The 24332-nt window shown below is 69.5% G+C and carries 21 protein-coding genes; 4 read left to right on the top strand and 17 right to left on the bottom strand.

Going from position 1 to position 24332, the window contains the following annotated elements; translation table 11 throughout:
• Nucleotides 1–435: 435 nt before the first annotated feature.
• Complete coding sequence (locus tag HOW07_RS16540) at nt 436–2331, bottom strand: PQQ-binding-like beta-propeller repeat protein (protein ID WP_175117857.1); 1896 nt, start codon at nt 2329–2331, stop codon at nt 436–438.
• A 43-nt stretch (nt 2332–2374) separates the two neighbouring features.
• Nucleotides 2375–3685 carry a tyrosine--tRNA ligase gene (gene tyrS / locus HOW07_RS16535; protein ID WP_175117856.1) on the bottom strand — a complete coding sequence of 437 codons (1311 nt, stop codon included), beginning with the start codon at nt 3683–3685 and terminating at the stop codon, nt 2375–2377.
• Nucleotides 3686–3853: 168 nt separating this feature from the next.
• Here tyrS and HOW07_RS16530 point away from each other — a divergent pair, with 168 nt between their 5' ends.
• The gene (locus HOW07_RS16530) at nt 3854–4486 is read left to right on the top strand and encodes a DNA-binding protein (RefSeq protein WP_175117855.1); all 633 of its coding nucleotides are present in this window, start codon (nt 3854–3856) and stop codon (nt 4484–4486) included.
• Entirely contained in the window at nt 4483–5082 is a 600-nt protein-coding gene (locus tag HOW07_RS16525; RefSeq protein ID WP_071262286.1) for a hypothetical protein, read from the top strand. The genes HOW07_RS16530 and HOW07_RS16525 overlap by 4 nt, the downstream gene beginning before the upstream one ends.
• A gap of 9 nt (nt 5083–5091) precedes the next feature.
• Here HOW07_RS16525 and HOW07_RS16520 read toward each other — a convergent pair whose 3' ends face one another.
• The 9 genes from HOW07_RS16520 to HOW07_RS16480 all read right to left on the bottom strand — a co-directional run bounded on the left by HOW07_RS16520 (nt 5092) and on the right by HOW07_RS16480 (nt 14671).
• Nucleotides 5092–5709, bottom strand: coding sequence for a DNA-3-methyladenine glycosylase (locus HOW07_RS16520; protein WP_175117854.1), 618 nt, complete (start codon nt 5707–5709; stop codon nt 5092–5094).
• 15 nt (nt 5710–5724) lie between these two features.
• On the bottom strand, nt 5725–7155 hold the full coding sequence (gene argH / locus HOW07_RS16515; protein WP_175117853.1) for an argininosuccinate lyase: 1431 nt from the start codon (nt 7153–7155) through the stop codon (nt 5725–5727).
• A gap of 69 nt (nt 7156–7224) precedes the next feature.
• Nucleotides 7225–8166 (bottom strand): ornithine carbamoyltransferase, encoded by a 942-nt coding sequence (gene argF / locus HOW07_RS16510; protein WP_121291728.1) that lies wholly within the window; start codon nt 8164–8166, stop codon nt 7225–7227.
• A 35-nt stretch (nt 8167–8201) separates the two neighbouring features.
• Nucleotides 8202–9386: an acetylornithine transaminase gene (locus HOW07_RS16505; protein ID WP_175117852.1), complete on the bottom strand. Its 1185-nt coding sequence runs from the start codon at nt 9384–9386 to the stop codon at nt 8202–8204.
• A complete protein-coding gene (gene argB, locus HOW07_RS16500) occupies nt 9383–10288 on the bottom strand; it encodes an acetylglutamate kinase (protein WP_175117851.1) in 906 nt (301 codons plus the stop codon). The genes HOW07_RS16505 and argB overlap by 4 nt, the downstream gene beginning before the upstream one ends.
• 2 nt (nt 10289–10290) lie before the next feature.
• Complete coding sequence (gene argJ, locus HOW07_RS16495; RefSeq protein WP_175117850.1) at nt 10291–11460, bottom strand: bifunctional glutamate N-acetyltransferase/amino-acid acetyltransferase ArgJ; 1170 nt, start codon at nt 11458–11460, stop codon at nt 10291–10293.
• Nucleotides 11457–12500 carry an N-acetyl-gamma-glutamyl-phosphate reductase gene (argC, locus tag HOW07_RS16490; RefSeq protein ID WP_175117849.1) on the bottom strand — a complete coding sequence of 348 codons (1044 nt, stop codon included), beginning with the start codon at nt 12498–12500 and terminating at the stop codon, nt 11457–11459. Before argC ends, argJ begins: the two co-directional genes overlap by 4 nt.
• Before the next feature lie 201 nt (nt 12501–12701).
• Nucleotides 12702–13391 (bottom strand): response regulator transcription factor, encoded by a 690-nt coding sequence (locus HOW07_RS16485; RefSeq protein ID WP_175117848.1) that lies wholly within the window; start codon nt 13389–13391, stop codon nt 12702–12704.
• On the bottom strand, nt 13388–14671 hold the full coding sequence (locus HOW07_RS16480; RefSeq protein WP_175117847.1) for a sensor histidine kinase: 1284 nt from the start codon (nt 14669–14671) through the stop codon (nt 13388–13390). Before HOW07_RS16480 ends, HOW07_RS16485 begins: the two co-directional genes overlap by 4 nt.
• A 140-nt stretch (nt 14672–14811) precedes the next feature.
• Between HOW07_RS16480 and HOW07_RS16475 the strand changes: the two genes are divergently transcribed.
• Entirely contained in the window at nt 14812–15459 is a 648-nt protein-coding gene (locus HOW07_RS16475; protein ID WP_175117846.1) for a hypothetical protein, read from the top strand.
• A gap of 36 nt (nt 15460–15495) precedes the next feature.
• Nucleotides 15496–17055: a UDP-N-acetylglucosamine 1-carboxyvinyltransferase gene (locus tag HOW07_RS16470; RefSeq protein WP_064294418.1), complete on the top strand. Its 1560-nt coding sequence runs from the start codon at nt 15496–15498 to the stop codon at nt 17053–17055.
• A 73-nt stretch (nt 17056–17128) separates the two neighbouring features.
• Here HOW07_RS16470 and pheT read toward each other — a convergent pair whose 3' ends face one another.
• From pheT to HOW07_RS16440, 6 genes are all read right to left on the bottom strand, one after another.
• Nucleotides 17129–19642, bottom strand: coding sequence for a phenylalanine--tRNA ligase subunit beta (gene pheT / locus HOW07_RS16465; protein WP_175117845.1), 2514 nt, complete (start codon nt 19640–19642; stop codon nt 17129–17131).
• A 2-nt stretch (nt 19643–19644) separates the two neighbouring features.
• Nucleotides 19645–20685 (bottom strand): phenylalanine--tRNA ligase subunit alpha, encoded by a 1041-nt coding sequence (pheS, locus tag HOW07_RS16460; RefSeq protein WP_175117844.1) that lies wholly within the window; start codon nt 20683–20685, stop codon nt 19645–19647.
• Between the two features lie 91 nt (nt 20686–20776).
• Nucleotides 20777–21676, bottom strand: a complete 900-nt coding sequence (locus HOW07_RS16455; protein WP_064294512.1) for an amino acid ABC transporter permease — start codon at nt 21674–21676, stop codon at nt 20777–20779.
• Nucleotides 21673–22320 carry an amino acid ABC transporter permease gene (locus HOW07_RS16450; RefSeq protein WP_056013357.1) on the bottom strand — a complete coding sequence of 216 codons (648 nt, stop codon included), beginning with the start codon at nt 22318–22320 and terminating at the stop codon, nt 21673–21675. Before HOW07_RS16450 ends, HOW07_RS16455 begins: the two co-directional genes overlap by 4 nt.
• A gap of 107 nt (nt 22321–22427) precedes the next feature.
• On the bottom strand, nt 22428–23324 hold the full coding sequence (locus HOW07_RS16445; protein WP_064294420.1) for a glutamate ABC transporter substrate-binding protein: 897 nt from the start codon (nt 23322–23324) through the stop codon (nt 22428–22430).
• Nucleotides 23325–23415: 91 nt separating this feature from the next.
• Nucleotides 23416–24135, bottom strand: a complete 720-nt coding sequence (locus HOW07_RS16440) for an amino acid ABC transporter ATP-binding protein (RefSeq protein ID WP_064294513.1) — start codon at nt 24133–24135, stop codon at nt 23416–23418.
• Between the last annotated feature and the right edge of the window lie 197 nt (nt 24136–24332).

The raw sequence follows: 24332 nt of genomic DNA, 5'->3' as shown, positions 1-24332 counted from the left end.
AAAGGAAGGCATCAATTGCACGAGGTTTTTGGCATTTGACATTGTGCACGCTGTTGAGTTCTCAAGGATCGGATGCTCCTGCCTTTGGCCATCACGACCGCCCTGCAGGGCAACTTCTCTAACTTACCACTTCTTCGGTTCTTGTCAAGTCGAATCAGGAGCTGATCTGAGCGGACCGGAGTTCGCTTGATCCTCACCGCTTCGATGACCCGAGAGCTGGGAAGTTCCAACCTAGTCTTGAAGTGAGACGATCTCAAGTGTGAGTTTGACTCACGTGGAGATGCTCGACTTTTGGCTGGGTATCAGTCCCACTTGAGGCCGGGAAGCTCTTCCGCTTCCCGCACCTTTGGGGTGACGAGTGATTACTTTACGCAGACCGCCAGGGGCTGGCAAATCCTCGCTGCATCCCGGGCGTGTCGCCCGGATCCACGCGCTTCAGTCCCGATCGGCGTCACCGATGCCGAGGACGGCCGCTGAGTCGGAACCGGCCGCGACGACCGTCGCGACGGCGAGCGGGCTTCCGCCCCAGGCGGTGAACGAGTACTCGTCTCCGGCGGAGTCGACCGACCAACTGCGCTCGCCCGTGGTCGCGTCGATGCCGACGAGCGTGTCGTCGAGCGTCAGCAGGAGGGTCCGGTCGCTGTATCCGACGAGGCTGCCCTCGGCGTCCCGCTCCTCGTATCGGATCTCACCGTCTCGAGCGCCGACCCCGGTGTATCCGCCGTCGCCGTCACCGAGCATGATCGTGTCGCCCACGGTGTAGGCGCCGTCCCAGGTGCTCGTCAGTCCGCTGCGCCACTCGACCTCGCCGGATCGCGGGTCGAGGCGGCGGACCCGCTCCCCCGATTGGTCGGCGACGACCAACAGTCCGCTCGCGTCGAGCACCACCGGCAGTGCCCCGGTCGCCTTCCAGCGCTCGGCGCCGGTGCGGTCGTCCACCCCGCGGATCGTGGTGTCGTTGCCGGAGTAGTCGATCGCGACGAGATCGCCGCCCACCTGCTGGTAGTACCAGGAGAGGTCGCCCTGCCAGTCGATGGTCGATCCGTCGTCGAGCGAGTAGACCGCCCCGTCGTAGAAGAGCTTGTCGCCTGCGGTGGTCGCCCGCTCGCCGGCGTCACCGCTGACCTCCCAGACCGGGTCGGTCAGGTCCGTCGACCGATAGCGGCCGACCGTCCCGGTGCCGTCGGCCGTGGTCGACGAGATGAGCAGGTCACCCTCGAGACCCGGGACGAACGCCGCCGGTGCAGCGAAGTCGGCGAAGCCGATCCCCTCGACACTCGAGTGCTCCTGCGAGGTGGACACCACGTGCCCGTCGCGACGGCTCACGGCGACCATGAGGTCGCCCTGACTCAGCACGATCGCGGCCGCATCCGGCGGGGAGACGACCACCGGTGCGTCGAACCGGTCGAACTCCCGCGAGAGCTCGGTGACGCGACGGTCCCAGAGCGTGTGGCCGTTCGCCGTGTTCACCAGGGAGACCACCGTCTCGCCCGGAGCGTCGTCGAGGGTCGTCTGATCCAGTGGCCGGTCGGTCGACCACACGAGCAGCGCGGTGTTGGGGCTCGCGGTGTACCCGTTGAGGTAGAGCTCGTCGCCCGCGGGCACCTCGCCATCCAGCGGATGCGCGAGTTCCCACGTTCCGACGGTCGGCTTCGTCGGGAGGTCGCGGAGGAGCGCGAGCCCCTCGACGCGGTGGGGAACGGCCGCGACCACGATGAGCACGACCGCGACGATCGCAGCGACCACGGCGAGTGCGAATCCGCCGAGGATGAACCATCGGCGTCGAGAGGGGGTCCGCTTGACCGTGCTGGGCAGCGAATCGGGGTGCCAGAGAGCACGGGGCGCGGCCGGTTCCCCAGGTGCCTCCCCTGCGGAGCTTGCCGAAGCCGGCTCGTCCGCAGCGGCTGTCGCCGGGTGCGGAGTCGACGCCTGCGTCGGCGCCGGGTTGGTGGATTCGGGATCCGGGACCGGTGTCGGCACCGCGCTCGGCGCGATCGACGTCGCGGTACCGGGGTTCGTGGGCTCGACCGTGTCGACGTCCGGCGATGGCGGTCGATCGGCTTCCGCTGCTGGGGCACCGGTCTCGACGTGGGGTGCATCGGTCTCGACGAGGTCGCCGTCATCGGTCGGCGTGGGCCGGTCGTCCGTCGACTCCGACTCGGATTCGTCCTCCGGCTCCGGCTCGGCCGCCGCCTCGGCCTCGGCCGGCGTCTGCACGGTCGACAGCTCGCCCGTGCGCAGCGGCAGCATGGCCCCACAACTCGGGCACACACCGTCGCGACGGTCGACGATCTCGGTCCCGCACGCCTCGCAGAGCTGCACTCGGAGCATCCCCTTCAGGTTCGATGACGACGACGATGCCGTCGTCGGCGGATCAGGCGGGCGCTCCGTCGAGGAACAGCCCGGCGAGGGTGCGCTTGCCGCGGCGCAGCACGGCCACCCCGCCCGTCAGGAACCGGTCGTCCAGGGTCGCGTCGACGTCGTCGATCTTGCGGTTGTTCACCGAGACGCCTCCCTGGGCGACCGCGCGTCGAGCCTCACCGAGGCTCGAACACAGCTCCGTGTCGACGAGCGCCTGGATGACGAGCGTGTCCTCGGCCACCCGCGCGTTCGGCAACTCGGTGACGGCCGACCGCAGCGTGTCCGCGTCGAGTGCGTCCAGATCGCCCTGACCGAAGAGCGCGGCCGACGCGGCGATGGCCGCATCCGTCGCGGCGACCCCGTGGACGAGCGCGGTGACGGCGTAGGCGAGGGTCTTCTGCGCCTCCCGCTTGAACGGTTCCGACTCGGTCGCGGCCGCCAGTCGCTCGATCTCCACCCGATCGAGGAACGTGAACACCTTCAGCCGGGCGATGACGTCCGCATCGTCGGTGTTGACCCAGAACTGGTAGAACGCGTACGGGCTCGTCATGCTCGGGTCGAGCCAGACCGCGTTGCCTTCGCTCTTCCCGAACTTCGTGCCGTCCGAGTTCGTGATCAGCGGGGTCCCGATCGCGTGGACGGTCGCCCGCTCGACCCGGTGGATGAGGTCGGTGCCGCTCGTGAGGTTGCCCCACTGGTCGCTCCCGCCGGTCTGCAGGACGCAGCCGTATTCGCGGTACAGCTCGAGGTAGTCCATCCCCTGGAGGATCTGGTAACTGAACTCGGTGTAGCTGATCCCCGCCTCAGAGTTGAGGCGGGCACTGACCGCGTCCTTCTTCAGCATCGTGCCGACGCGGTAGTGCTTGCCGATCTCCCGCAGGAAGTCGATCGCCGAGAGCGGTGCGGTCCAATCGAGGTTGTTGACCATGCGCGCGGCGTTGTCGCCCTCGAAGCTGAGGAAGCGTTCGATCTGCGCGCGGAGGGACTGCACCCACTCGGCGACGGTGTCCGGCGTGTTCAGTGTGCGCTCGGCGGTCGGACGTGGGTCGCCGATAAGGCCGGTCGAACCGCCGACGAGCCCGAGCGGGCGGTGTCCGGCCAGCTGCAGCCGACGCATGACGAGCAGCTGGACCAGATTGCCCAGGTGGAGGCTCGCAGCAGTCGGGTCGAACCCGCAGTAGTAGGTGATCGGCGCTCCACCGAGCAGGCGCTTCAGCTCCTGCTGATCCGTCGACACATGGACGAGTCCGCGCCAGACGAGTTCGTCCCAGACGTCCTCGAAGGTCGGATCGTTGCGCTGGTCAGGAAGAGCGAGGTTCGACACGCTTGCAAGGCTATCAGCGCAGGATCGGCGGCTGGATCGGGTGCATCGGCACCGGCGCGATCGCGGCGATCGTGATGTGCAGGAATTCCTCTCATTCCTCGGAGTTGTGGAAATACCTGCACGTTGCGACTAGGGTGATCGAGCCGACCCACCGCCGAGAGGAGAGCCGTGTACGTCCTGACCGTCGATCAGATCGCGAGCCGGACCGGCCCCGATCGCGCCGCCGGTGTCATCGAGTCGATCAACGACCGGTTCCCGGACCACCTGCTCCTGCAGGCCGAACGCACGGCGGGCGACGAGTTCCAGCTCGCCACCGATGATGCCGGGATCGCGCTCGCCATCGCCTTCGACCTCCTCCGGGATCGCGGCTGGAGCGTGGGCATCGGACAAGGCGACGTCCGGCGTCCGCTCCCCGAGTCGACCCGAGCCGCGACCGGTCAGGCCTTCTACGCTGCGAGGGAGGCTGTCACGCGGGCCAAGCGGGCGCCCTTCCGGTTCGCGCTCGAGGCGGCCGACCAGCAGGGCGGCGCCGATGTCGAAGCGCTCATCGTGCTCCTCCTCCACCTCCGCGACCGGAGGACCGACGGCGGATGGGAGGTCGCCGACCTGCTCGCGGCCGGCGCGACCCAGTCCGAGGCAGCGTTACGACTCGGCATCACCGAGAGTTCGGTCAGTCGCCGGGTCGCGGCCGCCGGCGTCCGAGCCGAAGCCGCGGCGACCACCGCGCTCGTCCGCCTCCTGGCGAAGCTCGACCAGGACGCCTCCGTGCACCACCCCGACGACCGAAAGGACGAGCGATGAACCTCGTCACGCTCACGCCCATCACCTGGCCGACCGTCATCGGCCTCCTGGGAAGCGCGCTCGTCTTCCTCCTGCTGGCCCGGATGCTGAGCGCGCGTCTCGCGGATCGTCTCATGGTCGTGGCGGCGGCCCTCATGGTGGTCGGGGCCATCCTGATCGCGCTCGTCCCCTCGGTCCCGCCGACCGGTCCTGCACTCGTGCTCCTCGGCGTCTTCGTCCTGGCCGTCGCGGTCGCCGGCGGTGGTCCGGTCGCCTCCTTCGTCCTCACCCTCGCGACGAAGGGCAGCGTCGCCCCCGGAATCCACGGCGGCATCCTCGTGGAGCGCCGGAACCCGAGCGCCTCGCAGGTCGTCGGACGTCCGATCGAAGTGCTGCGCGGCGGGACCGCGATCGGGATCCTCGAACGGCTTGCCCTCGTCGCCGCGTTGTTCTCCGGCTATCCGGAGGCGATCGCGGTCATCGTCGCGGTGAAGGGTGTCGGACGCCTCACCGAACTCGACTCGGCCGAGGCGCGCGAGCGGTTCATCATCGGCTCGCTCGCCAGCCTCCTCTGGGCTGCCGGGGTGGCGTCGATCCTGCTGCTCGCGCGAGGCTGAGTCGGCGGATCAGTCCACGGCCCTGGGCGAGCGGCGGTAGGGCGAGACGGTCGTCTCCCCCGGCAGCACGAACCGCCACGGGTAGGCGGCTCCCCCACCGACCCCGCTGACGCCCGTCCGCGGACCGGCCGCCGAGGCGAGCGGGCGCTCGGGCAGCAGCAGATCGAAGGGCGGCTCGGCGAGGTCGTCACCCGACTGGTCGAGCGCGATCCCGAGCGCCACGGTGAGCCGCGCCGGTCCTCTGGCCAGGTCGCGATCCGGCACCCGTTCACCGCGTCGCAGCCGCGCGAGCTCCAGGCCCGCGACGACCTCGCCGGCACGCAGGAGGACGGCCGACGCCGTGCCGACGGGTGAGCACACGACGTTGACGCACACGTGCATGCCGTAGCTGAAGTAGGCGTACAGATGCCCGGGCGGACCGAACATCGGACTCGTGCGCGGGGTCGGACCACGGTGCGCATGGGATCCGGGATCCTCGCCGACCCCGAGATAGGCCTCGACCTCGGTGAGACGGACCGACACGGTGCCCTCGGGCGTCGTGTGGGACAGCACCGCTCCGAGCAGCGCGGGCGCGACCTCGAGGGCCGATCCCGAGGTCAGCGCCCGCAGCGGACCGGCCGTCGTCATCGGACCCCGCCCCGTCTAGAGCGAGAGGGCCTGTGACAGCGCGCCAACCCGCCCGACGAGTGTCACGAGCTGGTCCTGGACCCGCTCCGGCGCAGTCCCACCGGCGCCGAGTCGGCTGCCGATCGAGCCGTCGACGGTCAGGACGCTCCGCACGGCCGGGGTGAGATGTTCCGAGACACCAGCCAGTGCGGCGTCGTCCGGTTCGTCGAGTGCAAGGCCGCGCTCCTCGCAGTACCGCACGAGCTCGCCGCTGATCTCGTGCGCGTCGCGGAAGGCGACACCCTGCTTGACGAGCCACTCCGCGACGTCCGTCGCGAGGGAGAACCCCTCCGGTGCGAGCTCGCGCAGCCGTGCCGTGTCGAAGCGGAGCGTCGCCACCATCCCGGTGAACGCCGGGAGCAACACCTCGAGCTGGTTCACGGAGTCGAACACCGGCTCCTTGTCCTCCTGCAGGTCGCGGTTGTACGCGAGCGGCAGCGCCTTCAGCGTCGCCAGCAACCCGGTCAGGTTCCCGATGAGTCGCCCGGACTTGCCGCGGGCGAGTTCGGCGATGTCGGGGTTCTTCTTCTGCGGCATGATGCTCGAGCCGGTCGAGTAGGCGTCGTCGAGGGTCACGAACCCGAACTCGCGGGTGTTCCAGACGATGATCTCCTCGGCGAACCGGGACAGGTTGATCCCGATGAGCGAGGTGATGAACGCGAACTCGGCGACCACGTCGCGGCTGGCGGTGGCGTCGATCGAGTTCTCCGTCGGCCGGTCGAGCCCGAGTTCGTGCGCGACGAGCACCGGGTCGAGCCCGAGGGAGCTCCCGGCGAGCGCTCCGGAACCGTAGGGCGATGCGCTCGCCCGGGCGAGCCAGTCGCGGAGCCGTTCCAGGTCGCGGGTGAGCGGCCAGGCGTGCGCGAGCAGCTGGTGGGCGAGCAGCACCGGCTGGGCGTGCTGCAGGTGCGTGCGGCCGGGCATCACCGCGTCCGGGTGTGCTTCGGCCTGGGAGACGATGGCGTCGATCAGGTGGATGACGTCGCGGGCGATCACCCGTCCGTGATCGATGAGGTAGAGGCGCACGAGCGTCGCGATCTGGTCGTTCCGGCTCCGACCGGCACGCAGCTTCCCACCGAGTTCCTTGCCGGCCCGTTCGACGAGCCCGCGTTCCAGCGCCGAGTGGACGTCCTCATCGCTCTCCGCCGCGACGAACGTCCCGTCGGCCACGTCGGCGTCCAGGACGTCGAGGGCGGCGAGCATCCCACCGAGCTCGTCCTCGTCGAGGTACCCCGCCGACGCGAGCGCTTTGGCATGGGCACGGGAACCCGCGATGTCGTATGCGGCGAGGACCCAGTCGAACTGCGTGGACCTGCTCAGACGGGCGAGTTCCGGTGACGGGCCGCTCGCGAAGCGTCCACCCCAGAGGGCCCCGGATTCGCCTGCTCGATTCTGCTGATCTGCCACGATGGGCCTCCTGTACTGCTGGCGTCCGGAGTGCTCCGGACTGGTCGGTCGGCCGCAGCCGGGGAAGGGTCAGGCCGCAGAACCGGCGTGCTGCTGCTCGAGCAGCCACACGAGCAGGGCCTTCTGCGCGTGGAGGCGGTTCTCCGCCTCGTCCCAGATGATGCTCTGCGCCCCGTCGATGACCTCGGCCTCGACCTCGAAGCCGCGGTCGGCGGGCAGGCAGTGCATGAAGACGGCGTCGGACGCTGCGAGCCCCATGAGCCTGCGGTCGACCCGGTAGCCGCCGAAGATGGCGACGCGTTGCGCCTTCTCGTCCTCCTTGCCCATCGACACCCAGGTGTCGGTGATCATCACGTCGGCATCCGTCGCCGCAGTGTCGGGGTCGGTGGTCACGAGCACGGAGCCGCCCGTCGTCGCGGCGATGCGCTCCGCGTCGGCGACGACGTCCGCAGCCGGGGCGAACTCGGCCGGGGCGGCGATACGGACGTGCATCCCCGCCGTCGCGCCGGCCAACAGGTAGGAGTGGGCCATGTTGCTCGCTCCGTCGCCGAAGAACGACATCGTCAGACCGGCGAGCCGGCCCTTGTGTTCGCGGATCGTGAGGAGGTCGGCGAGGAGCTGGCACGGGTGGAAGTCGTCGGAGAGCGCGTTGACGACGGGCACGGTCGTCCCGGCCGAGATCTCCTCGAGACCGGACTGGGCGTAGGTCCGCCAGACGATCGCCGCGACCTGACGTTCGAGGACGCGGGCGGTGTCGGCGGCCGTCTCCTTGCCGCCGAGCTGGCTGTTGGCCGTCGAGATGATGAGCGGTGATCCGCCGAGGTCGGCGATCCCCACGGCGAAGGAGACGCGTGTTCGCGTCGAGGACTTGTCGAAGATGACCGCGACGGTCTGAGGGCCTTCGAGTGGCTTGCGAGACCAGCGGTCACGCTTCAGCTCGGTGGCGAGATCGAGGATCTCGGCCTGCTCGGCCGGGCTGAGGTCGTCGTCGCGGAGGAAGTGACGGGTCATGGCTGGTGGTCCTGTTCGTGTGGGTCGATGGCCGGTCAGGCCTGGACGGCGTCGAGCGCCGCGCGGAAGAGGGAGGTGAACTCGTCGATCTCTGCGTCGCCGATGATGAGCGGCGGCGCGATCCGGATGCTCGTCGCGTTCGGGGCGTTGATGATGAGCCCACGGTCGAACGCAGCAGCAGACAGCTCGGCCGCCACCGGGGCGCTCAAGCCGATGCCGATGAGCAGCCCGTGTCCGCGGACCTCCTCGACGAGCGGGGAACCGATGGCGGTGATGACGCCCCGCAACTGCTCACCACGCGCGGCGGCGTTCTGCACGAGACCGGCGCGCTCGATCTCCTCGAGCACCGCGTTCGCCGTCGCGGTCGCGAGCGGGTTGCCGCCGAACGTGCTGCCGTGCTGGCCGGGTCCGAACAGCTCGGAGGCGGCGCCGAAGGTGACCAGGGCGCCGATCGGCATGCCACCGCCGATCCCCTTGGCGACGGTGATCGCGTCCGGGACGATGCCGTCCCGCTGGAACGCGAACCACTCCCCCGTCCGACCGGCCCCGGTCTGGATCTCGTCGATGATGAGCAGCACGCCGTGTGCCTCGGTGAGTGCCCTGGCACGGGCGAGGTAGCCCTCCGGCAGGTCGATGACGCCGGCTTCGCCCTTGATCGGTTCGATGATCAGCGCGGCGACCCGGTCGTCGATCGCCGCCTCGAGTGCCTCGATCGTGGTCGGGATGTGCTCGACGCCGCCCGGGAGCGGATGGAACCCCTCCTGCAGCGCGGGCTTTCCGGTTAGGGCCAGCGCGCCGAAGGTCCGCCCGTGGAAGGAGTTCTCCAGGGTGAGCACGCGGGTCCGCGATCCGTCGCCGTGGTTGAGTCGGGCGAGCTTGAACGCCGCCTCGTTCGCCTCGGCACCGGAGTTCGCGAAGTACACCCGACCGCCCTCGTCCGCTCCGGCGAGACGCTTGAGTCGGGCCGCGAGCTCGAGCTGCGGCGGACTCGAGAAGTAGTTGGAGACGTGCGCGAGCGTGCCCGCCTGTCGCGTGATCGCACCGACGAACGCCGGATGCGCATGTCCCAGTGCGTTCACCGCGATGCCCGCGAGGAAGTCGAGGTAGCGGTTGCCCTCGGCGTCCCAGACATGGCATCCCTCACCGCGCGTCAGCATGGCGATCGGCGTGTTGAACGTGCGCATCATGTCGCGGTCGACGCGGCTCTTCCAGTCGCTCATGAGTCCTCCGGGACGACCTCGGTGCCTGAGCCGTTCTGGGTGAACACCTCGAGCAGGATGGAGTGGGGTACGCGGCCGTCGATGATGGCAGCCTTGGCGACCCCGCCGTCGACGGCGTCGAGGCAGGCGGTCATCTTCGGGATCATGCCCGATTCGAGCGAGGGCAGCATGGCTTGGAGTTCACTCGTCGTGATCTGCGAGACGAGCGAGTCGCGGTCGGGCCAGTCGCTGTACAGCCCGGCGACATCGGTCAGGATGACGAGCTTGGCGGCACCGAGTGCGACGGCGAGCGCCGCGGCGGCCGCATCGGCGTTCACGTTGAGCGTCTGGCCGGGCTGGTCGAGGTCGGGGGCGATCGAGGAGACCACCGGGATGTTGCCGGCGTCGAGGTAGGCCTGCACCGAGGTGGGGTCGACGCTGACGACGTCGCCGACGAGCCCGATGTCCACGGTCTCGCCGTCGACGACGATCGAGCGACGACGTCCGCCGAACAGGCCCGCGTCCTCGCCGGACAGTCCTGCGGCGAGCGGGCCGTGTTCGTTGATCCGCCCCACGAGCTCGGGGTTGACCTGGCCAGTGAGGACCATGCGGACGACCTCCATGGCCTCGGGCGTCGTGACCCGGTACCCGGCGCGGAACTCGCTGTGGATGTCGAGCCGGTCGAGCATCGCGGAGATCTGCGGGCCACCACCGTGCACGACGACGGGCTTCAGCCCCGCGTAACGCAGGTAGACCATGTCCTCGGCGAACGCCTGCGCGAGCTCGTCGCTCACCATCGCGTTGCCACCGAACTTCACGACGATCGTCTGGTCGCGGAAGGTCTTCAACCAGGGAAGGGACTCGATGAGGGTGGCGGCCTTGATCGCCGCCTCCTCGGGAGAATTGTCTCGGTACTGGGTCATCATCAGCTCGCGTAGGCGCTGTTCTCGTGCACGTAGTCGTGCGTGAGGTCGTTCGTCCAGATGGTGGCTCCCGTGTCACCGGCATGGAGGTCGATGAGCACGTGCACTGCGCGCGGTGAGAGGTCGACGAGGTCGCGCGACTGATCCGGCTCGCCGGCCGTGCACACCTGGACGCCGTTCATGGCCACGTCGATCCCGTACGGGTCGAACTCTGCGCCCGTGGTCCCGACGGCCGCGAGCACCCGGCCCCAGTTCGGGTCGTTGCCGAAGATGGCCGCCTTGAAGAGGTTGCTGCGGGAGACCGCGCGGGCGACCTCGACCGCGTCGTCCTCGGACACCGCGCCGACGACCTCGATCGCGACGTCGTGGGCCGCGCCCTCGGCATCGGCCTGCAACTGCAGGGTGAGGTCGCGACAGACCTCCGTCAGCGCCTCGGTGAAGGCGGACAGCTCCGGGGTGACGCCGCTCGACCCGGAGGCGAGGAGCGACACCGTGTCGTTCGTGGACATGCAGCCGTCGGAGTCGAGGCGGTCGAAGGTGACGCGGGTCGCGCTGCGGAGCGCCTGATCGAGCTGGGACGGCTCGAGCACGGCGTCGGTCGTGATGACGACGAGCATCGTCGCGAGCCCGGGGGCGAGCATGCCCGCGCCCTTCGCCATGCCACCGACGGTCCATCCGTCCGCGCTCCGCACGGCCTGTTTCGGCTTCGTGTCGGTCGTCATGATGGCGGTCGCCGCGGCGAGCCCGGCCGCTTCGCTCGCACCGTCCTGGCCGGCGACCGCGCGGGTGGCGTCCCACACGCCTGCGGTCAACTTGTCGAGGTCGAGCTGTTCGCCGATGAGCCCCGTGGAGCAGACGAGGACGTCGCCGGCCGAGACCGCGAGTCGCTCGGCGACGGCCTCCGCGGTCGCGTGCGTCGTCTGGAAACCGCGCGTCCCCGTGTAGCAGTTCGCGCCGCCGGAGTTCAGGACGATCGCCGAGACGATGCCGTCCTGCATGACCTGCTCGCTCCAGAGGATCGGGTTGGCCTTGCACCGGTTGCTCGTGAACACCGTCGCCGCGTGCTGCAGCGGACCGACGTTGTGGACCACCGCGAGGTCGAGGCCCCCGGAGGTCTTGAGGCCGCAGGCGACGCCCGCCGCGAGGAATCCTGCTGCTGCTGTCACACTCACGGTGCCACTCCATTCACACTCAAGCCGGTCGTCTCGGGGAGCCCGAGCGCGATGTTCGCCGATTGGATCGCCGCGCCGGCGGTCCCCTTCACGAGGTTGTCGACGGCGGTCACGACGACGACCCGTCCCACCGTCTCGTCGACGGCGAGTCCGATCAACGCGGTGTTGGCGCCGAGGACGTCGGCCGTCCGTGGGAACGAGCCCTCCGGCAGCACCTGGACGAACGGTTCGTCGGCGTAGGCCGTCTCCCAGGCTTCGCGGACGGCTGCCGCCGTGGTGCCCGGGACGATGCGTGCCGTCGAGGTGGCCAGGATGCCGCGCGACATCGGGACGATGACCGGGGTGAACGAGATGGAGGCGCGATCGGCACCGGCCGCCCGGAGGCTCTGCGTGATCTCGGGGATGTGCCGGTGGGTACCGCCGACGGCGTAGGGGTTGGCCGTGCCGAGCACCTCGCTCGCGAGCAGGTTGACCTTCAGGCTCTTCCCCGCACCGGACGGCCCGACCGCGAGCACGGAGACGAGGTCGAGCGGCTCGATCACCCCCGCGGCGATGCCGGGCGCGAGGGATAGGGCGACCGTGCTGGCGTTGCATCCGGGAGCGGCGATCCGCTTGGCGCCGGCGAGAGCGTCGCGCCCCCGACCGGTGGACGTCTGGAGCTCCGGCACGCCGTAGGCCCAGGCGCCGAAGTAGTCGCCGCCGTAGAACGCGTCCCAGTCGGCTTCGTCGACGAGCCGGTGGTCGGCTCCGCAGTCGACGACGAGGGTCTCCGGTGGAAGCGATGCCGTCACCTCACCCGACTTGCCGTGCGGCAGGGCGAGAAAGACGACGTCGTGTCCCGCCAGCACCTCCGGCGTCGTCGCCTCGAGGACGAGGTGCCGGAGCGAGCGGAGGTGTGGCTGGTGGTCGCCGAGCGGTTGACCGGCGTTCGCGTGCGCAGTCACCGTCCTGACGTCGAAGTCGGGGTGGTCGGCGAGCAGCCGAAGCAGCTCGCCTCCTGCGTAGCCGGATGCTCCGGCCACCGCTACAGAGAAGGACATGGCTCTACCTTATTGAGTGGACGCTCGAGGGGCGGAGGCGGCGACTCCTGGACGACGGCACGATCACCTGGACCGTGCGAGCACCGGGGTCGCCTATCGTCGCTCTGCGGTAGCGCGCGCGGACACGGGACGGCGGAGGGCGCGGAGCGTGATCGCCCGCGAAGAACCCTGTGCCTGGAAACGTGCCATGTCGAGAGCGTACTACGACGACGAGGATGCCGACGAATCCGCGCCCGGCGCAGCCCGCTCCGCGATGAGCGCCGCCTGCACCCGCGACCGCGCGTCGAGCTTCACGAGGATCCGGGACACGTGCGTCCGGGCCGTCGCCTCCGACAGCCCGAGCACGGTCGCGATCCCCGCGTTGCTCAGGCCCTCGCGCAGTCGCTCGAGGACCTCACGCTCCCGCGGTGTCAGCGTGGCCAGACCGGGGTGCTCCGGAGCCGGTGCCGGCACGACCGGAGGTCTGGCCGCGGCGAGACGTTCGATGACTCGGCGGGTCACCTCCGGCGCGAGCACCGCCTCGCCCGCGTGCACTCGTCGGATCGCATCGACGAGGCCGGCAGCGGAGACCGTCTTCACCAGGAAGGCGTTCGCCCCGGCCGCCAGCGCCTCGTCGACGTACCGGTCGAGCGCGAAGGTCGTGAGCATGATGATGCTCGGCGGTGGGGTGGCCGCGGCGAGGATGGCCGGGATCGCGTCGATCCCGGAGGCACGCGGCATCTGGACGTCGAGCAGCACGACGTCCGGTCGGTGTCGCACGGCTTGCGCGACGACGGCCTCCCCGTCCGCCGCCTCGGCGATGACCTGGATGTCGTCCGGCTCGTCGAGCAGCGCCCCCAGACCCGCTCTGACGGCCGCGTGGTCGTCCGCGATGAGGACCGTGATGGTCATGACGCCCCTCCTGCGGTGACGACCGCGGGGGTGGCCGGCGACGCCAGGGTCGGCACGGTGAGCGCCGTCCGCCAGTCGGGACCGTCCGGCCCCGCGGCGAGGTCGCCTCCGACCAGGCGTGCCCGCTCGGCCAGGCCGACGAGGCCGACCCCACCGGACCCGGCGAGCACCGAAGACACGGTCGCCGTCGGCAGCGGGTTGCTGAGCGTGACCGACAGGGCACCGGGCGGGAGCGAGACCTCCACCCGCACGGAGGCACCCGGAGCGTGCTTCGCGGTGTTCGTCAGGCCTTCGACGAGCGTGCGGAGGCCGACGATCGAGGTCTGCGCGGGGACCTCGGCGAGCGCCGCGTCGTCCGGCGCCCGCACCTCCACCTCCAGTCCGTTGGCACGGGCGACCTCGACCGCGCGGCGCACCGACTCGGCCGTGAGTCGGTCTGGTGCCTGGGCCAGGTCGTCGGTCGACTGGTCACCACGGAGCACGTCGATCATCGTGCGCATGTCGGCGAGCGCGTCGAGACTGCTGGTCCGGACGAGTGCCAGGCTGCGCCGCAGCGCCACCGGGTCGGTGCCGTCGCGTCGTTCCAGTGCCGCCGCCGACTGCATCGCGATCGCCGAGAGGTGACCGGCGATGACGTCGTGCAGCTCCCGGCTGAGCTCGAGCCGTTCACGGGTCACGGCGTCCTGCCGGAGCGCAGCCGCTGCCTGGGCGATCGTGTCCGCGCGCTCGCGCTGGCGTTCGGCCTCGAGGCGGGGGTACCGGACCATCCTGCCGTACCAGATCGAACTCGCCAGGATGACCGGGACGATGATGAGCGAGCCGAGGACCACTCCGCGACCGAGCCGGGCGATGGCCTCGACGTCGTCGGTGAACCAGATCACCGCGAAGACACCGACCGACACGACGGCGAGCGCGGTGCAGGCGAACGCGGCGACGTCGATGACCCGGGACCGCGAGTAGAGCGCCGCCGCGTAGGCGAGGTCGGACACGACGATGAGCATCCCGAGGCCGCTGCCTCCGGTGGTGAGCGCCTCGGCGAGGGCGATCAGGATGCCGACGGCCAGCGTGGTCAACGGGCGTCGGCGGCGGAGCAGGTGCACCGCCAGGATGGCCGTGAGGAAGACGAGCGTCAGGAGGAGCGGCGGTTCCGACACGGTCGTCCCCCAGGGGACATGGATCCCGAGGAGGGCGAACAGGAGTCCCATGGCTGCGCACACCGTGGTGATGACCGGCTCGCGGTGTCGATCCACCCATGCGCGCGGTCCTTCGAGAGCAGCCATGCCTCCATCACATCAGCTCGAGCCGCGCGGCGCGAGCGTCGGAGGGACGAACCCGCCTACGCAGTTCCGCTGACCCCGTCGCCGGAGGATCAGCAGCACGGTCGATGTGGCACGGCATCATCCCGCGACACCATCGGAACATGGACAGCTTCACTGAACTCTTCGGCACGAGCCCGCTCATCTGGGCCATCCTCGGCGCGGAGGCCGCGTTCTGGGTCCTCCTCTTCGGCGGGCTCGCGGTCCGCTACCTCCTCCGGCGGCGGCGGCTTAGCGCGATCATGTTGATCGGTGTACCGATCGTGGACCTCGTCCTCCTCGTCCTGACCGCGATCGACCTCGCGTCCGGCGAGGAGCCGAACGTCACGCACCTCCTCGCGACCATCTACCTGGGCTTCACGGTGGCGTTCGGGCACGCGCTCATCACGAAGGCGGACGTCTGGTTCGCACACCGGTTCGCGGGCGGTCCAGCACCCCGGCCCAAGCCGAAGTCCGGTCCCGCGTACGTCCGTGCCGCCTGGTCGGAGTGGCGTCGGGTGGTCCTCGCCGTCGTGATCGCGATCACCGGGCTCCTCGCGATGCAGGCCATGATCGGCTGGAGGGTCCCCGCGTCCTTCGCCCTCGCGAACGAGGACGTCATCTGGGGCATGATCATCAAGCTCGTCGCGATCACGGCCATCTGGTTCGTCGCAGGCCCGGTCTACGCCGCCGTCTTCCGGAGCTCCGCGCCAGCGCCTGACACCACGGAGCGGGTTTCGAATGCAGCCGAGTCATCTCAGGGGCGCCCCTAACGGCGTTCTATCTCATATCTGAGATAGAGTGACGACATGGAAGACACGGCAACGTTTGAACGAACGGACCCTGCGGCACCGCTCCGGCAGGTCGGAGCACTCATCCGCGGCGCCCGACAGGGACGCAAACTCACCCAGGCCCAGCTGGCGGAACGCGTCGGCACGAGCCAGAGCGCGATCAACCGGATCGAGCAGGGTAGTCAGAACATCAGCATCGACCTCCTGAGCCGGATCAGCACCGCGCTCGAGAGCGAGATCGTCAGTTTCGGCGAACAGAAGAAGAACTCGCACCTCCGCGTCCAGGGCGGCCGACAGCTGCACGGGACGATCGCGGTGCGTTCGAGCAAGAACGCCTCGGTCGCGCTCCTGTGCGCCGCACTCATGAACCGCGGCCGCACCACGCTGCACGGCATCGCCCGGATCGTCGAGGTCGACCGCATCATCGACGTCCTGCGCAGCCTGGGCGTCTCGGTGGTCTGGTCGCCCGACGGCCAGGACGTCGAGATCCACGTCCCGGACGACCTCTCGCTCGAGAGCATCGACGAGGACGCCGGTCGCCGGACCCGTAGTGTGCTGATGTTCCTCGGTCCGCTGCTCGGCCGCTACGACACCTTCGCCCTCCCCTACGCCGGTGGTTGCGACCTCGGGACCCGCACCGTCGAACCGCACCTCATCGCGCTCCGGCCGTTCGGCCTGTCCATCGAGGCGACCGCCGGCTGGTACCAGGCCACCGTCGCCCCCGACGTGCCCGAGGAGCTGAGCGTCGTGCTCACCGAGCGGGGCGACACCGTGACCGAGAACGCCATCATGGCCGCCGCGGTGCGCGACGGCGTGACGATCATCCGCAACGCCAGCCCGAACTACATGGTGCAGGACCTGTGCTTCTACCTGGAGCTCCTCGGCATCACCATCGAGGGCATCGGGAGCACGACGCTCCGGATCACCGGTCGCAGCGTCATCAACGAGGACGTGGACTACTGGCCGAGTGAGGACCCGGTGGAGGCGATGAGTCTGCTCACCGCGGGGATCGTCACCGACTCGGAGATCACCGTCACTCGCGTGCCGATCGAGTTCATGGAGATCGAGCTCGCGACGCTCGGCGAGATGGGACTGCGCTACACCCGCTCCCCCGAGTACGCGGCGGCGAACGGTCGGACCCGACTCGTCGACGTCACCGTGCACCCTTCGAAGCTGCACGCCCCGATCGACAAGATCCACCCCATGCCGTTCCCGGGGCTGAACATCGACAACCTCCCGTTCTTCGCGGTCATCGCGGCCTGCGCCGAGGGCGACACGCTCATCCACGACTGGGTGTACGAGGGCAGGGCGATCCACCTCACCGATCTGACGCGGCTCGGCGCCAACGTCCGTCTGCGCGACCCGCACCGCATCGACGTCTCCGGGCCGACGCACTGGTCCGGCGCCGAGGTGAGCTGCCCTCCCGCGCTGCGACCGGCCGTCGTCATCCTGCTCGCCATGCTCGCCGCGAAGGGTACGAGCGTGCTCCGCAACGTCGACATCATCGCTCGCGGGTACGAGCAGCTGCAGGAGCGGCTCATCACCCTGGGTGCGTCGATCGAGACCTTCCGCGACTGAGTCCGTCCCGCCAGACGGACGCGGCCCCGCAGATCGTCGATCCGCGGGGCCGCTGTCGTCCGGTACGACCGGCTCAGTCCCGGATGCTCGCGCCGAAACGCTCGGCCGCCACTGCCGCGCCGGCGAGCTTCGCGTCGCTCGCCTCCGCCGCGGTGAGCGTGCGGTCCGGCGCCCGGAACCGCAGGGCGAAGGTCAGGCTCTTGCCGCCCTCGGGGACACCCGAGCCGCGGTAGTCGTCGACGAGGCGGATGTGCTCGAGCAGCGGACCGGCGCCGACGCGGACGGCGTCGAGGACCTCACCCGCTGCGACCGTCGCGGGGACGAGCAGCGAGAGGTCCTGCGTCGCCGCAGGCAGGGTGCCGATGCCGACGGCCTCGGGCAGTGCGTCGCCGAGCGCGATGATGCGATCCAGGTCGAGTTCCGCGACCGCCACGACGCGCGGCAGGTTCGCCTCTTCAGCGACGGCCGGGTGCACCTCCCCCGCATACCCCACAAGGACGTCGCCGACGTGCAAGGTCGCGGTCCGTCCGGGGTGCAGTGCCTGGTGGCTGCCCTGCGAGACGGTGATGTCGACGCCGGTCGCCACCGCGACGGCCTGGACGGCCTCGAGCGCGTCGGCGATACCGGCCGCGACCGCGGGCTGGCCCGGCTGCTTCGGGACGGCGTTGCCGACCGCGATGAAGCCGAGATGACGCGGTTGAGCCGGGACGCCCGCCTCGAGCTCCTCGAGCTGGGCCTCGCTCGGACGGACCGCCGCCTGCGGGAGTTCGGCCTGGCCGAACGCACCGTGACGGGACGGGCGGAACACCGCGCCGACCTCGAAGATCGAGAGGTCGGTCAGACCACGCGAGACGTTCCGGTGGGCCACCGCGAGGAGACCGGGCAGGATCGACGCGCGGAGGAAGGGGGCCTTCGCGTCGAGCGGGTTCGCGAGCTTCACGGCCGGGAACTCACCTGGTTGCGGTGCGCCGAACCGCGCGTTCTCCTCGGCGGAGACGAACGGGTAGGCCAACACCTCGGTGGCGCCGCCGTAGGCGAGCGCATCGGAGACCCCGCGGCGCAGCCGCTGCGAACGCGAGAGCCCGCGTCCCGGAGGCGCGACGGGGAGCACCGACGGGATGCGGTCGTATCCGAGGATCCGCGCCACCTCCTCGGCGAGGTCCTCCTTGCCGGTGATGTCGTGGCGCCAGCTCGGCGGCGTCACGAGCAGGCCGCCATCGGTCGCCTCGACGGCCGCGCCGATCTCGGCGAGCGCGGATCGTGTCTCGTCCGCTCCGAACGTGACGCCGATGAGACCGTTGATGTAGTCGTCGGGGAGCAGGATCGGCTCGCGATCGGGCGCCGTGGTGACGGTGGAGCCGAGGTCGTCCGTCCGGCCACCGGCCAGGTCGACGAGCAACTGCGCGACGCGACCGGCGGCCGCAACGGCGATCTGTGGATCGACACCGCGCTCGAACCGCTTGGACGCCTCGCTCGGCAGCTTGTGGCGACGTGCGCTCCGAGCGATGGACACCTGGTCGAAGTTCGCGGCCTCGATGAGGACGTTGCGCGTGGCATCGGTGATCTCGGTGTCGAGGCCACCCATCACGCCGGCGAGCCCGATCGGGCCCGAGTCGTCGGTGATCAGCAGGTCCTCGTCGTGGAGCTTCCGCTCCTGGCCGTCGAGCGTGACGAAGGTCTCGCCGGACTGCGCGCGCCGCACGACGATGCCGCCCGTGAGCTTGTCGAGGTCGTACCCGTGGATCGGCTGCCCGAGCTCGAGCATGACGTAGTTCGTGATGTCCACGACGAGCGACAGCGAGCGGATGCCCGCGAGCTTCAACCGGGCCACCATCCACGGCGGGGTGGGCTTCGTCGGGTCGACGTCGCGCACGACGCGGGTGACGAAGACGCTCGACCCGACGCGACCGCGGATCGGCGCTGCATCCTCGATCGTGACGGGGAAGCCGTCGAGTGGCCCGGTGAACGCCTCGGGGACGCTCCCGGCCGGGTCGCGGAAGACCGCACCGGTCGCGTGGGAGTACTCGCGTGCGACCCCTCGGATCGAGAACGCGTAGCCGCGATCGGGCGTCACGTTGAGCTCGACTGCAGCGTCGTCGAGACCGAGCAGGCTGATCGCATCGGTGCCGACAGGCGCCTCGACCCCGATCGTCGAGAGGCGCAGGATCCCGTCGTGGTCCTCACCGAGACCGAGTTCGCGAGCCGAGGCGATCATGCCGTCGGACACGTGGCCGTAGGTCTTGCGAGCGGCGATCGGGAACGGACCGGGCAGCACGGCGCCGGGCAGCGTGACGACCACCTGGTCGCCGACGAAGAAGTTGCCGGCACCGCAGACGATGCCGCGCACGGCCCCCTCGGCGTCACCCTCGGCGACGCGGACCTGGCACCAGCGGATGGTCTTGCCGTTGGACTGCGGCTCCTCGACGAACTCGAGGACCTCGCCGACCACGATGGGACCCGTCAGCTCGAAGCGGTGGACGTCCTCCTCCTCGAGTCCGACGCGCACGAGCGCGGCATGGACGTCCTCAGGGGTGGTCCCCGGGGCGAGTTCGACGAACTCCCCGAGCCAGCTCAATGGAACACGCACGACTACACCACCATCCCGAACTGCTGGGAGAAGCGGACGTCGCCCTCCACCATCTCTCGCATGTCCTGCACGCCGTCGCGCAGCATCAGGCCGCGCTCGACACCCATCCCGAAGGCGAAGCCCGAGTAGACCTCGGGGTCGATACCGGCGGACCGGAGCACGTTCGGGTTGATCATGCCGCACCCACCCCACTCGATCCAACGCGGTCCGTCCTTGAAGGTCGGGTGCCAGAAGTCGAGCTCGGCGCTCGGCTCGGTGAAGGGGAAGTAGCTGGGACGCAGGCGGACCTTCGCGTCGTCGCCGAAGACGCTCTTCACGAAGTGGTCGAGCGTTCCGCGCAGGTGCGCCATCGTCAGGCCCTTGTCGACGGCGAGACCCTCGAACTGCATGAAGACGGGCGTGTGCGTCGCGTCGAGCTCGTCGGTGCGGTACACGCGCCCGGGGGCGAGCACGTACACGGGGAGCTCGCGCTCGAGCAGCGAGCGCACCTGGACCGGCGAGGTGTGCGTCCGCAGGACGAGGTGCGACTCCAACGGCTCGACGAAGAAGGTGTCCTGCATCGCACGGGCCGGGTGGTCGGCGTCGAAGTTCAGGGCGTCGAAGTTGAACCACTCGCTCTCGACCTCGGGGCCCTCGGCGATCTCCCACCCCATGCCGACGAAGATGTCGGACACGCGGTCCTGGAGCAGCGTGAGCGGGTGCCGGGCACCGGGCACGCGACGCAGCGGAACGGCGGTGACGTCGATCGCCTCGGCGGCGAGGCGTGCCTCCGTCTCGGCGGCGACGATCTCGCCCTCGCGCTCGCTCAACGCCTTCGAGACGCGCCCGCGAGCCTGACCGACCAGCTTGCCGAGCGCGGCCTTCTGGCCGTTCGGCACGCTGCGGAGCGATCCGTTGAGGGCGGCGAGCGGTGACGCTTCGCCGGCGTGGGCTGATCGGACCGCTTTCAGGGCGGCCGAGTCGGTGGCTGCGGCGATCGCTTCGAGAGCGGCGTCGACCGCGGCGTTCACCGCTGGTTCGGAGATTGGGGATGCGTCGGACACGAGAGCCAAGTCTACCCAGGCGGTCGGCCCGCATGGGCGACCGTCCTCGCCCCGACGGCGAGCCGGTCGACCGGTCACCGTCGGGACGACGTCAGATGCTCGCGCCGGACGACTGGTTCCCCGCCTGGATGCCGAGGATCTTCGTCGTCGTGTCCTCGGTCACGGCCTGTTCCTTCGGCGTCCGCGGCGACCGTCGGGTGCGCACCTCGACGATCTTCGCGACGCCCGAGAGGATCAGGCAGAGCACGATGTAGATCGAACCCATCACGATGATCGAGGGGATGATCGGGCTACCGTAGAGCGCCTGCGACCCGAACTGCTTCGCGAGGTAGAGGAGCTCCTGATAGGTGATCAGGAAGCCGAGCGCCGTGTCCTTGAGCGCGACGACGAGCTGGGCGATGATCACCGGCAGCATCGCGCGGATCGCCTGCGGGAACAGGATGAGGCGCAGGACCGCGGACTTGCGCAGGCCGATGGCGTAGGCGGCCTCGCCCTGTCCCTTCGGCAGCGACTCGATGCCCGCTCGGAAGATCTCGGAGAACACCGCGCCGTTGTACAGCGTCAGCGCGACGGCGACGGCGACGAACGGCGTCACGAAGGTGAAGCCGAGGGGCGGCAGCCCGTAGTACATGAGCATCATCAGGATGAGGACCGGGACCGCCCGGAAGAACTCGATGAAGATCGTGAAGGGGACGTTGATGACCTTGTGGTCGGACAGTCGGCCGATCGCCAGCACCAGTCCGAGGACGACGCTGCAGACGGCGGCGACCGCGAACGCGGACAGGGTCGCGCCCGTCGCCTGGAGGATCTGCTCCCAGACGCGCGGGAAGGTGAAGAGCTTCCACTTCGAGGCGGTGAACTGTCCGGTCTCGATGAAGCGGAAGACGACGAAGGCGAGGATGCCGGCGACGACGAGCACCGTCGCCGCACCGATCCAGCGATAGCGGACGATGGCCTTCGGGCCGGGGGTGTCGAACAGGACGGAGCTCATCGCGCGATCCTCCACTTCTTCTCGAAGGCCCGTTGGGCGAGGGACAGGAGCGACACGAGGGCCACGAAGATGAGGGCCACCCACAGCAGTCCGATGAGGAGCGGCTCGCCGCGCTCGGACAGGTTCGCGCGGATCGCGCCCGCTTCGGCGACGGAGAAGCCGGCGGCGACCGTCGTGTTCTTGAGCAGGGCGATCAGCACGCTGAACAGCGGTGGCAGGACGGCACGGAACGCCTGGGGCAGGATGACGAGCGTCATGGTCTGTCCGAACGGCAGCCCGATCGCGCGTGCGGCCTCGGCCTGCCCGATCGGCACCGTGTTGACGCCGGACCGCAGGACCTCCGCGACGTAGGTGGCGGTGTAGAGGCTCAGCCCGATGATCGCGAGCGTCGTGTAGCTCACTTCGGGGAGCCCGAGCTTCGGGTAGCCGAACGCGAAGAAGAAGAGGATGAGGGTCAGCGGGGTGTTGCGCACCGTGTTGACGTACACGGTGCCGAAGAGGCGCATCGCCGGGACCGGCGAGACCCGCATGGCACCGACGATCGTGCCGAGGACGAGCGCGAAGAACCCCGACACCACGAAGAGCAGCAGGGTGTTGCGGAAGCCCGTGACGAAGAGGTCGAGGTTGTCGAGCAGGACGTTCATGTCGCGCACGCCTTTCGGGAGGGGGACGCCCGTGGCGGGCGCCTGGGCGGGGTCGACGGGACAGCTCCCCCGGACGGCCGCTGGTCGGCGGCCGCCCGGGGCGCTGCTTAGTAGTCGTCGACCGCCGGCTGGGTCACCTTGGTGCCGGAGGCGCCGAGGGTGGCGTCGTAGATCTTGGTCCAGGTGTCGCCGCCATCGGTGAACATCGTGTTGATGAAGTGGCGGAGGGCGTCGTCACCCTTCGGCAGACCGATGCCGTACAGCTCGGTGCTGAACGGCTCGCCCACGACCTTGAGCTCGTCGGGGAACTGCGCCGCATACCCGATCAGGATCGCCTGGTCGGTCGTGACCGCGTCGACCTTGCCGTCGTTCAGGGCCTCGACACACTGCGAGTAGGTGTCGAACTCCTCCGTCTTGGTGTCGGGGAAGTTGTCCTTGATGTTCTGGATGGGCGTCGAGCCCGTCGCCGAACACACGGTCTTGCCGGCGAGGTCGTCCTCGCCCTTGATGTCGTCGTTGTCCGCGGCGACGAGCAGGCCCTGGCCGGTCTCGAAGTACGGTCCGGCGAAGTCGATCTGCTCCTTGCGCTTGTCGGTGATCGAGTAGGTGCCGACGTAGTAGTCGATGTCACCGTTCACGATGGCAGACTCGCGGTTGGCGCTCGGGATCGCCTTGAACTCGATCTTGTCGGCGTCGAAGCCGAGCGACGCGGCGATCCAGGTGGCCATCTCGACGTCGAAGCCGGAACGCTCGCCGGTGGCGGCGTCGAGGTAACCGAGACCGGGCTGGTCCTCCTTGACGCCGATGCGGACCTTGTCGGCCTTCACCATCGCGTCGTACGTGGGGCTGCCCTCGAGCTGGACGTCGGTGGCGACCTCGAAGAGTGCGCCGCCGTCGGACGCGCCGTCGGTCGATCCGGTGCCGGCGTCGCCGCCGCTGCACCCGCTGAGCGCGAGCGCTGCTGCAGCGACTCCCGCGGTGATGAACATGAGCCTCTTGCGCATGTTGTCCTTCCTTCCTTGGTGCCCGGGACGGGCCGATCGGTTGGTCAGTTCCGGGTCGCCGCGCGGGTCGCGCGATCCGGAGTCGGATGGGTCAGTGGGTCAGGAGCTTCGACAGGAAGTCCTTCGCCCGCTCGGACTGCGGGTTCGTGAAGAACGACTCGGGGTCGGTGTCCTCGAGGATCTCGCCATCGGCCATGAAGACGACGCGATCGGCGGCCTTCCTGGCGAAGCCCATCTCGTGGGTGACGACGATCATGGTCATGCCCTCACCGGCGAGCTGCACCATGACGTCGAGGACCTCGTTGATCATCTCGGGGTCGAGGGCCGAGGTCGGTTCGTCGAACAGCATGACCTTCGGCTTCATCGCGAGGGCGCGGGCGATCGCCACGCGCTGCTGCTGCCCGCCGGACAACTGTGCCGGCAGCTTGTCGGCCTGCACGCCGATGCCGACGCGCTCGAGCAGCACCTTCGCCGCATCGTCGGCGTCGCGCTTCTTCTGCTTGCGCACCTTGATCGGGCCGAGGGTGACGTTCTCGCGGATCGTCTTGTGCGCGAACAGGTTGAACGACTGGAACACCATGCCGACGTCGGCGCGCAGCTCGGCGAGCTGCTTGCCCTCCTCCGGCAGCTTCTTGCCGTCGATCCGGATCTCCCCCGAGCTGATCGTCTCGAGCCGGTTGATCGTCCGGCAGAGGGTCGACTTGCCGGACCCGGACGGTCCGATCACGACGACGACCTCGCCCTTGTTGACGGTGAGGTTGATGTCCTTCAGGGCGTGGAACTCGCCGTAGTGCTTCTCGACGTTCTCCATCACGACGAGGGGCTCGCCGCGCCCTGCCTGGATCGGGTTGCTCGTGGTCTCGTATGCGCCGGCGGCACCATGCGAGGCTGCTGCATCGGGTTCCGTCGGGCCGGAGTTCGGGGACACTGTTGGCTCCATGTAACCCAAACTAGGTGACCCTGTGTTTCGTGCGCATGACGGAAGCGCTACGGTTACCGTTTCGTAAC

This window comes from Plantibacter sp. MCCC 1A11337, from assembly GCF_013349365.1.
Lineage (GTDB): Bacteria > Actinomycetota > Actinomycetes > Actinomycetales > Microbacteriaceae > Plantibacter > Plantibacter flavus_A.
The sequence above is the reverse complement of the archived record's forward strand: the minus strand, read 5'-3'. Positions and strand labels throughout refer to the sequence as shown.

What these genes read in the sequence shown, in the direction of transcription:
- argF (WP_121291728.1), bottom strand. Translation starts at nt 8,166, where the DNA reads ATGACCCGTCACTTCCTCCGCGACGACGACCTCAGCCCGGCCGAGCAG.
- HOW07_RS16455 (WP_064294512.1), bottom strand. Translation starts at nt 21,676, where the DNA reads ATGAGCTCCGTCCTGTTCGACACCCCCGGCCCGAAGGCCATCGTCCGC.
- HOW07_RS16480 (WP_175117847.1), bottom strand. Translation starts at nt 14,671, where the DNA reads ATGGCTGCTCTCGAAGGACCGCGCGCATGGGTGGATCGACACCGCGAG.
- argB (WP_175117851.1), bottom strand. Translation starts at nt 10,288, where the DNA reads ATGACCCAGTACCGAGACAATTCTCCCGAGGAGGCGGCGATCAAGGCC.
- HOW07_RS16505 (WP_175117852.1), bottom strand. Translation starts at nt 9,386, where the DNA reads ATGAGCGACTGGAAGAGCCGCGTCGACCGCGACATGATGCGCACGTTC.
- HOW07_RS16450 (WP_056013357.1), bottom strand. Translation starts at nt 22,320, where the DNA reads ATGAACGTCCTGCTCGACAACCTCGACCTCTTCGTCACGGGCTTCCGC.
- HOW07_RS16540 (WP_175117857.1), bottom strand. Translation starts at nt 2,331, where the DNA reads ATGCTCCGAGTGCAGCTCTGCGAGGCGTGCGGGACCGAGATCGTCGAC.
- HOW07_RS16475 (WP_175117846.1), top strand. Translation starts at nt 14,812, where the DNA reads ATGGACAGCTTCACTGAACTCTTCGGCACGAGCCCGCTCATCTGGGCC.
- argC (WP_175117849.1), bottom strand. Translation starts at nt 12,500, where the DNA reads ATGTCCTTCTCTGTAGCGGTGGCCGGAGCATCCGGCTACGCAGGAGGC.
- HOW07_RS16525 (WP_071262286.1), top strand. Translation starts at nt 4,483, where the DNA reads ATGAACCTCGTCACGCTCACGCCCATCACCTGGCCGACCGTCATCGGC.
- HOW07_RS16440 (WP_064294513.1), bottom strand. Translation starts at nt 24,135, where the DNA reads ATGGAGAACGTCGAGAAGCACTACGGCGAGTTCCACGCCCTGAAGGAC.
- HOW07_RS16445 (WP_064294420.1), bottom strand. Translation starts at nt 23,324, where the DNA reads ATGCGCAAGAGGCTCATGTTCATCACCGCGGGAGTCGCTGCAGCAGCG.
- HOW07_RS16485 (WP_175117848.1), bottom strand. Translation starts at nt 13,391, where the DNA reads ATGACCATCACGGTCCTCATCGCGGACGACCACGCGGCCGTCAGAGCG.
- HOW07_RS16470 (WP_064294418.1), top strand. Translation starts at nt 15,496, where the DNA reads ATGGAAGACACGGCAACGTTTGAACGAACGGACCCTGCGGCACCGCTC.
- HOW07_RS16520 (WP_175117854.1), bottom strand. Translation starts at nt 5,709, where the DNA reads ATGACGACGGCCGGTCCGCTGCGGGCGCTGACCTCGGGATCGGCCCTC.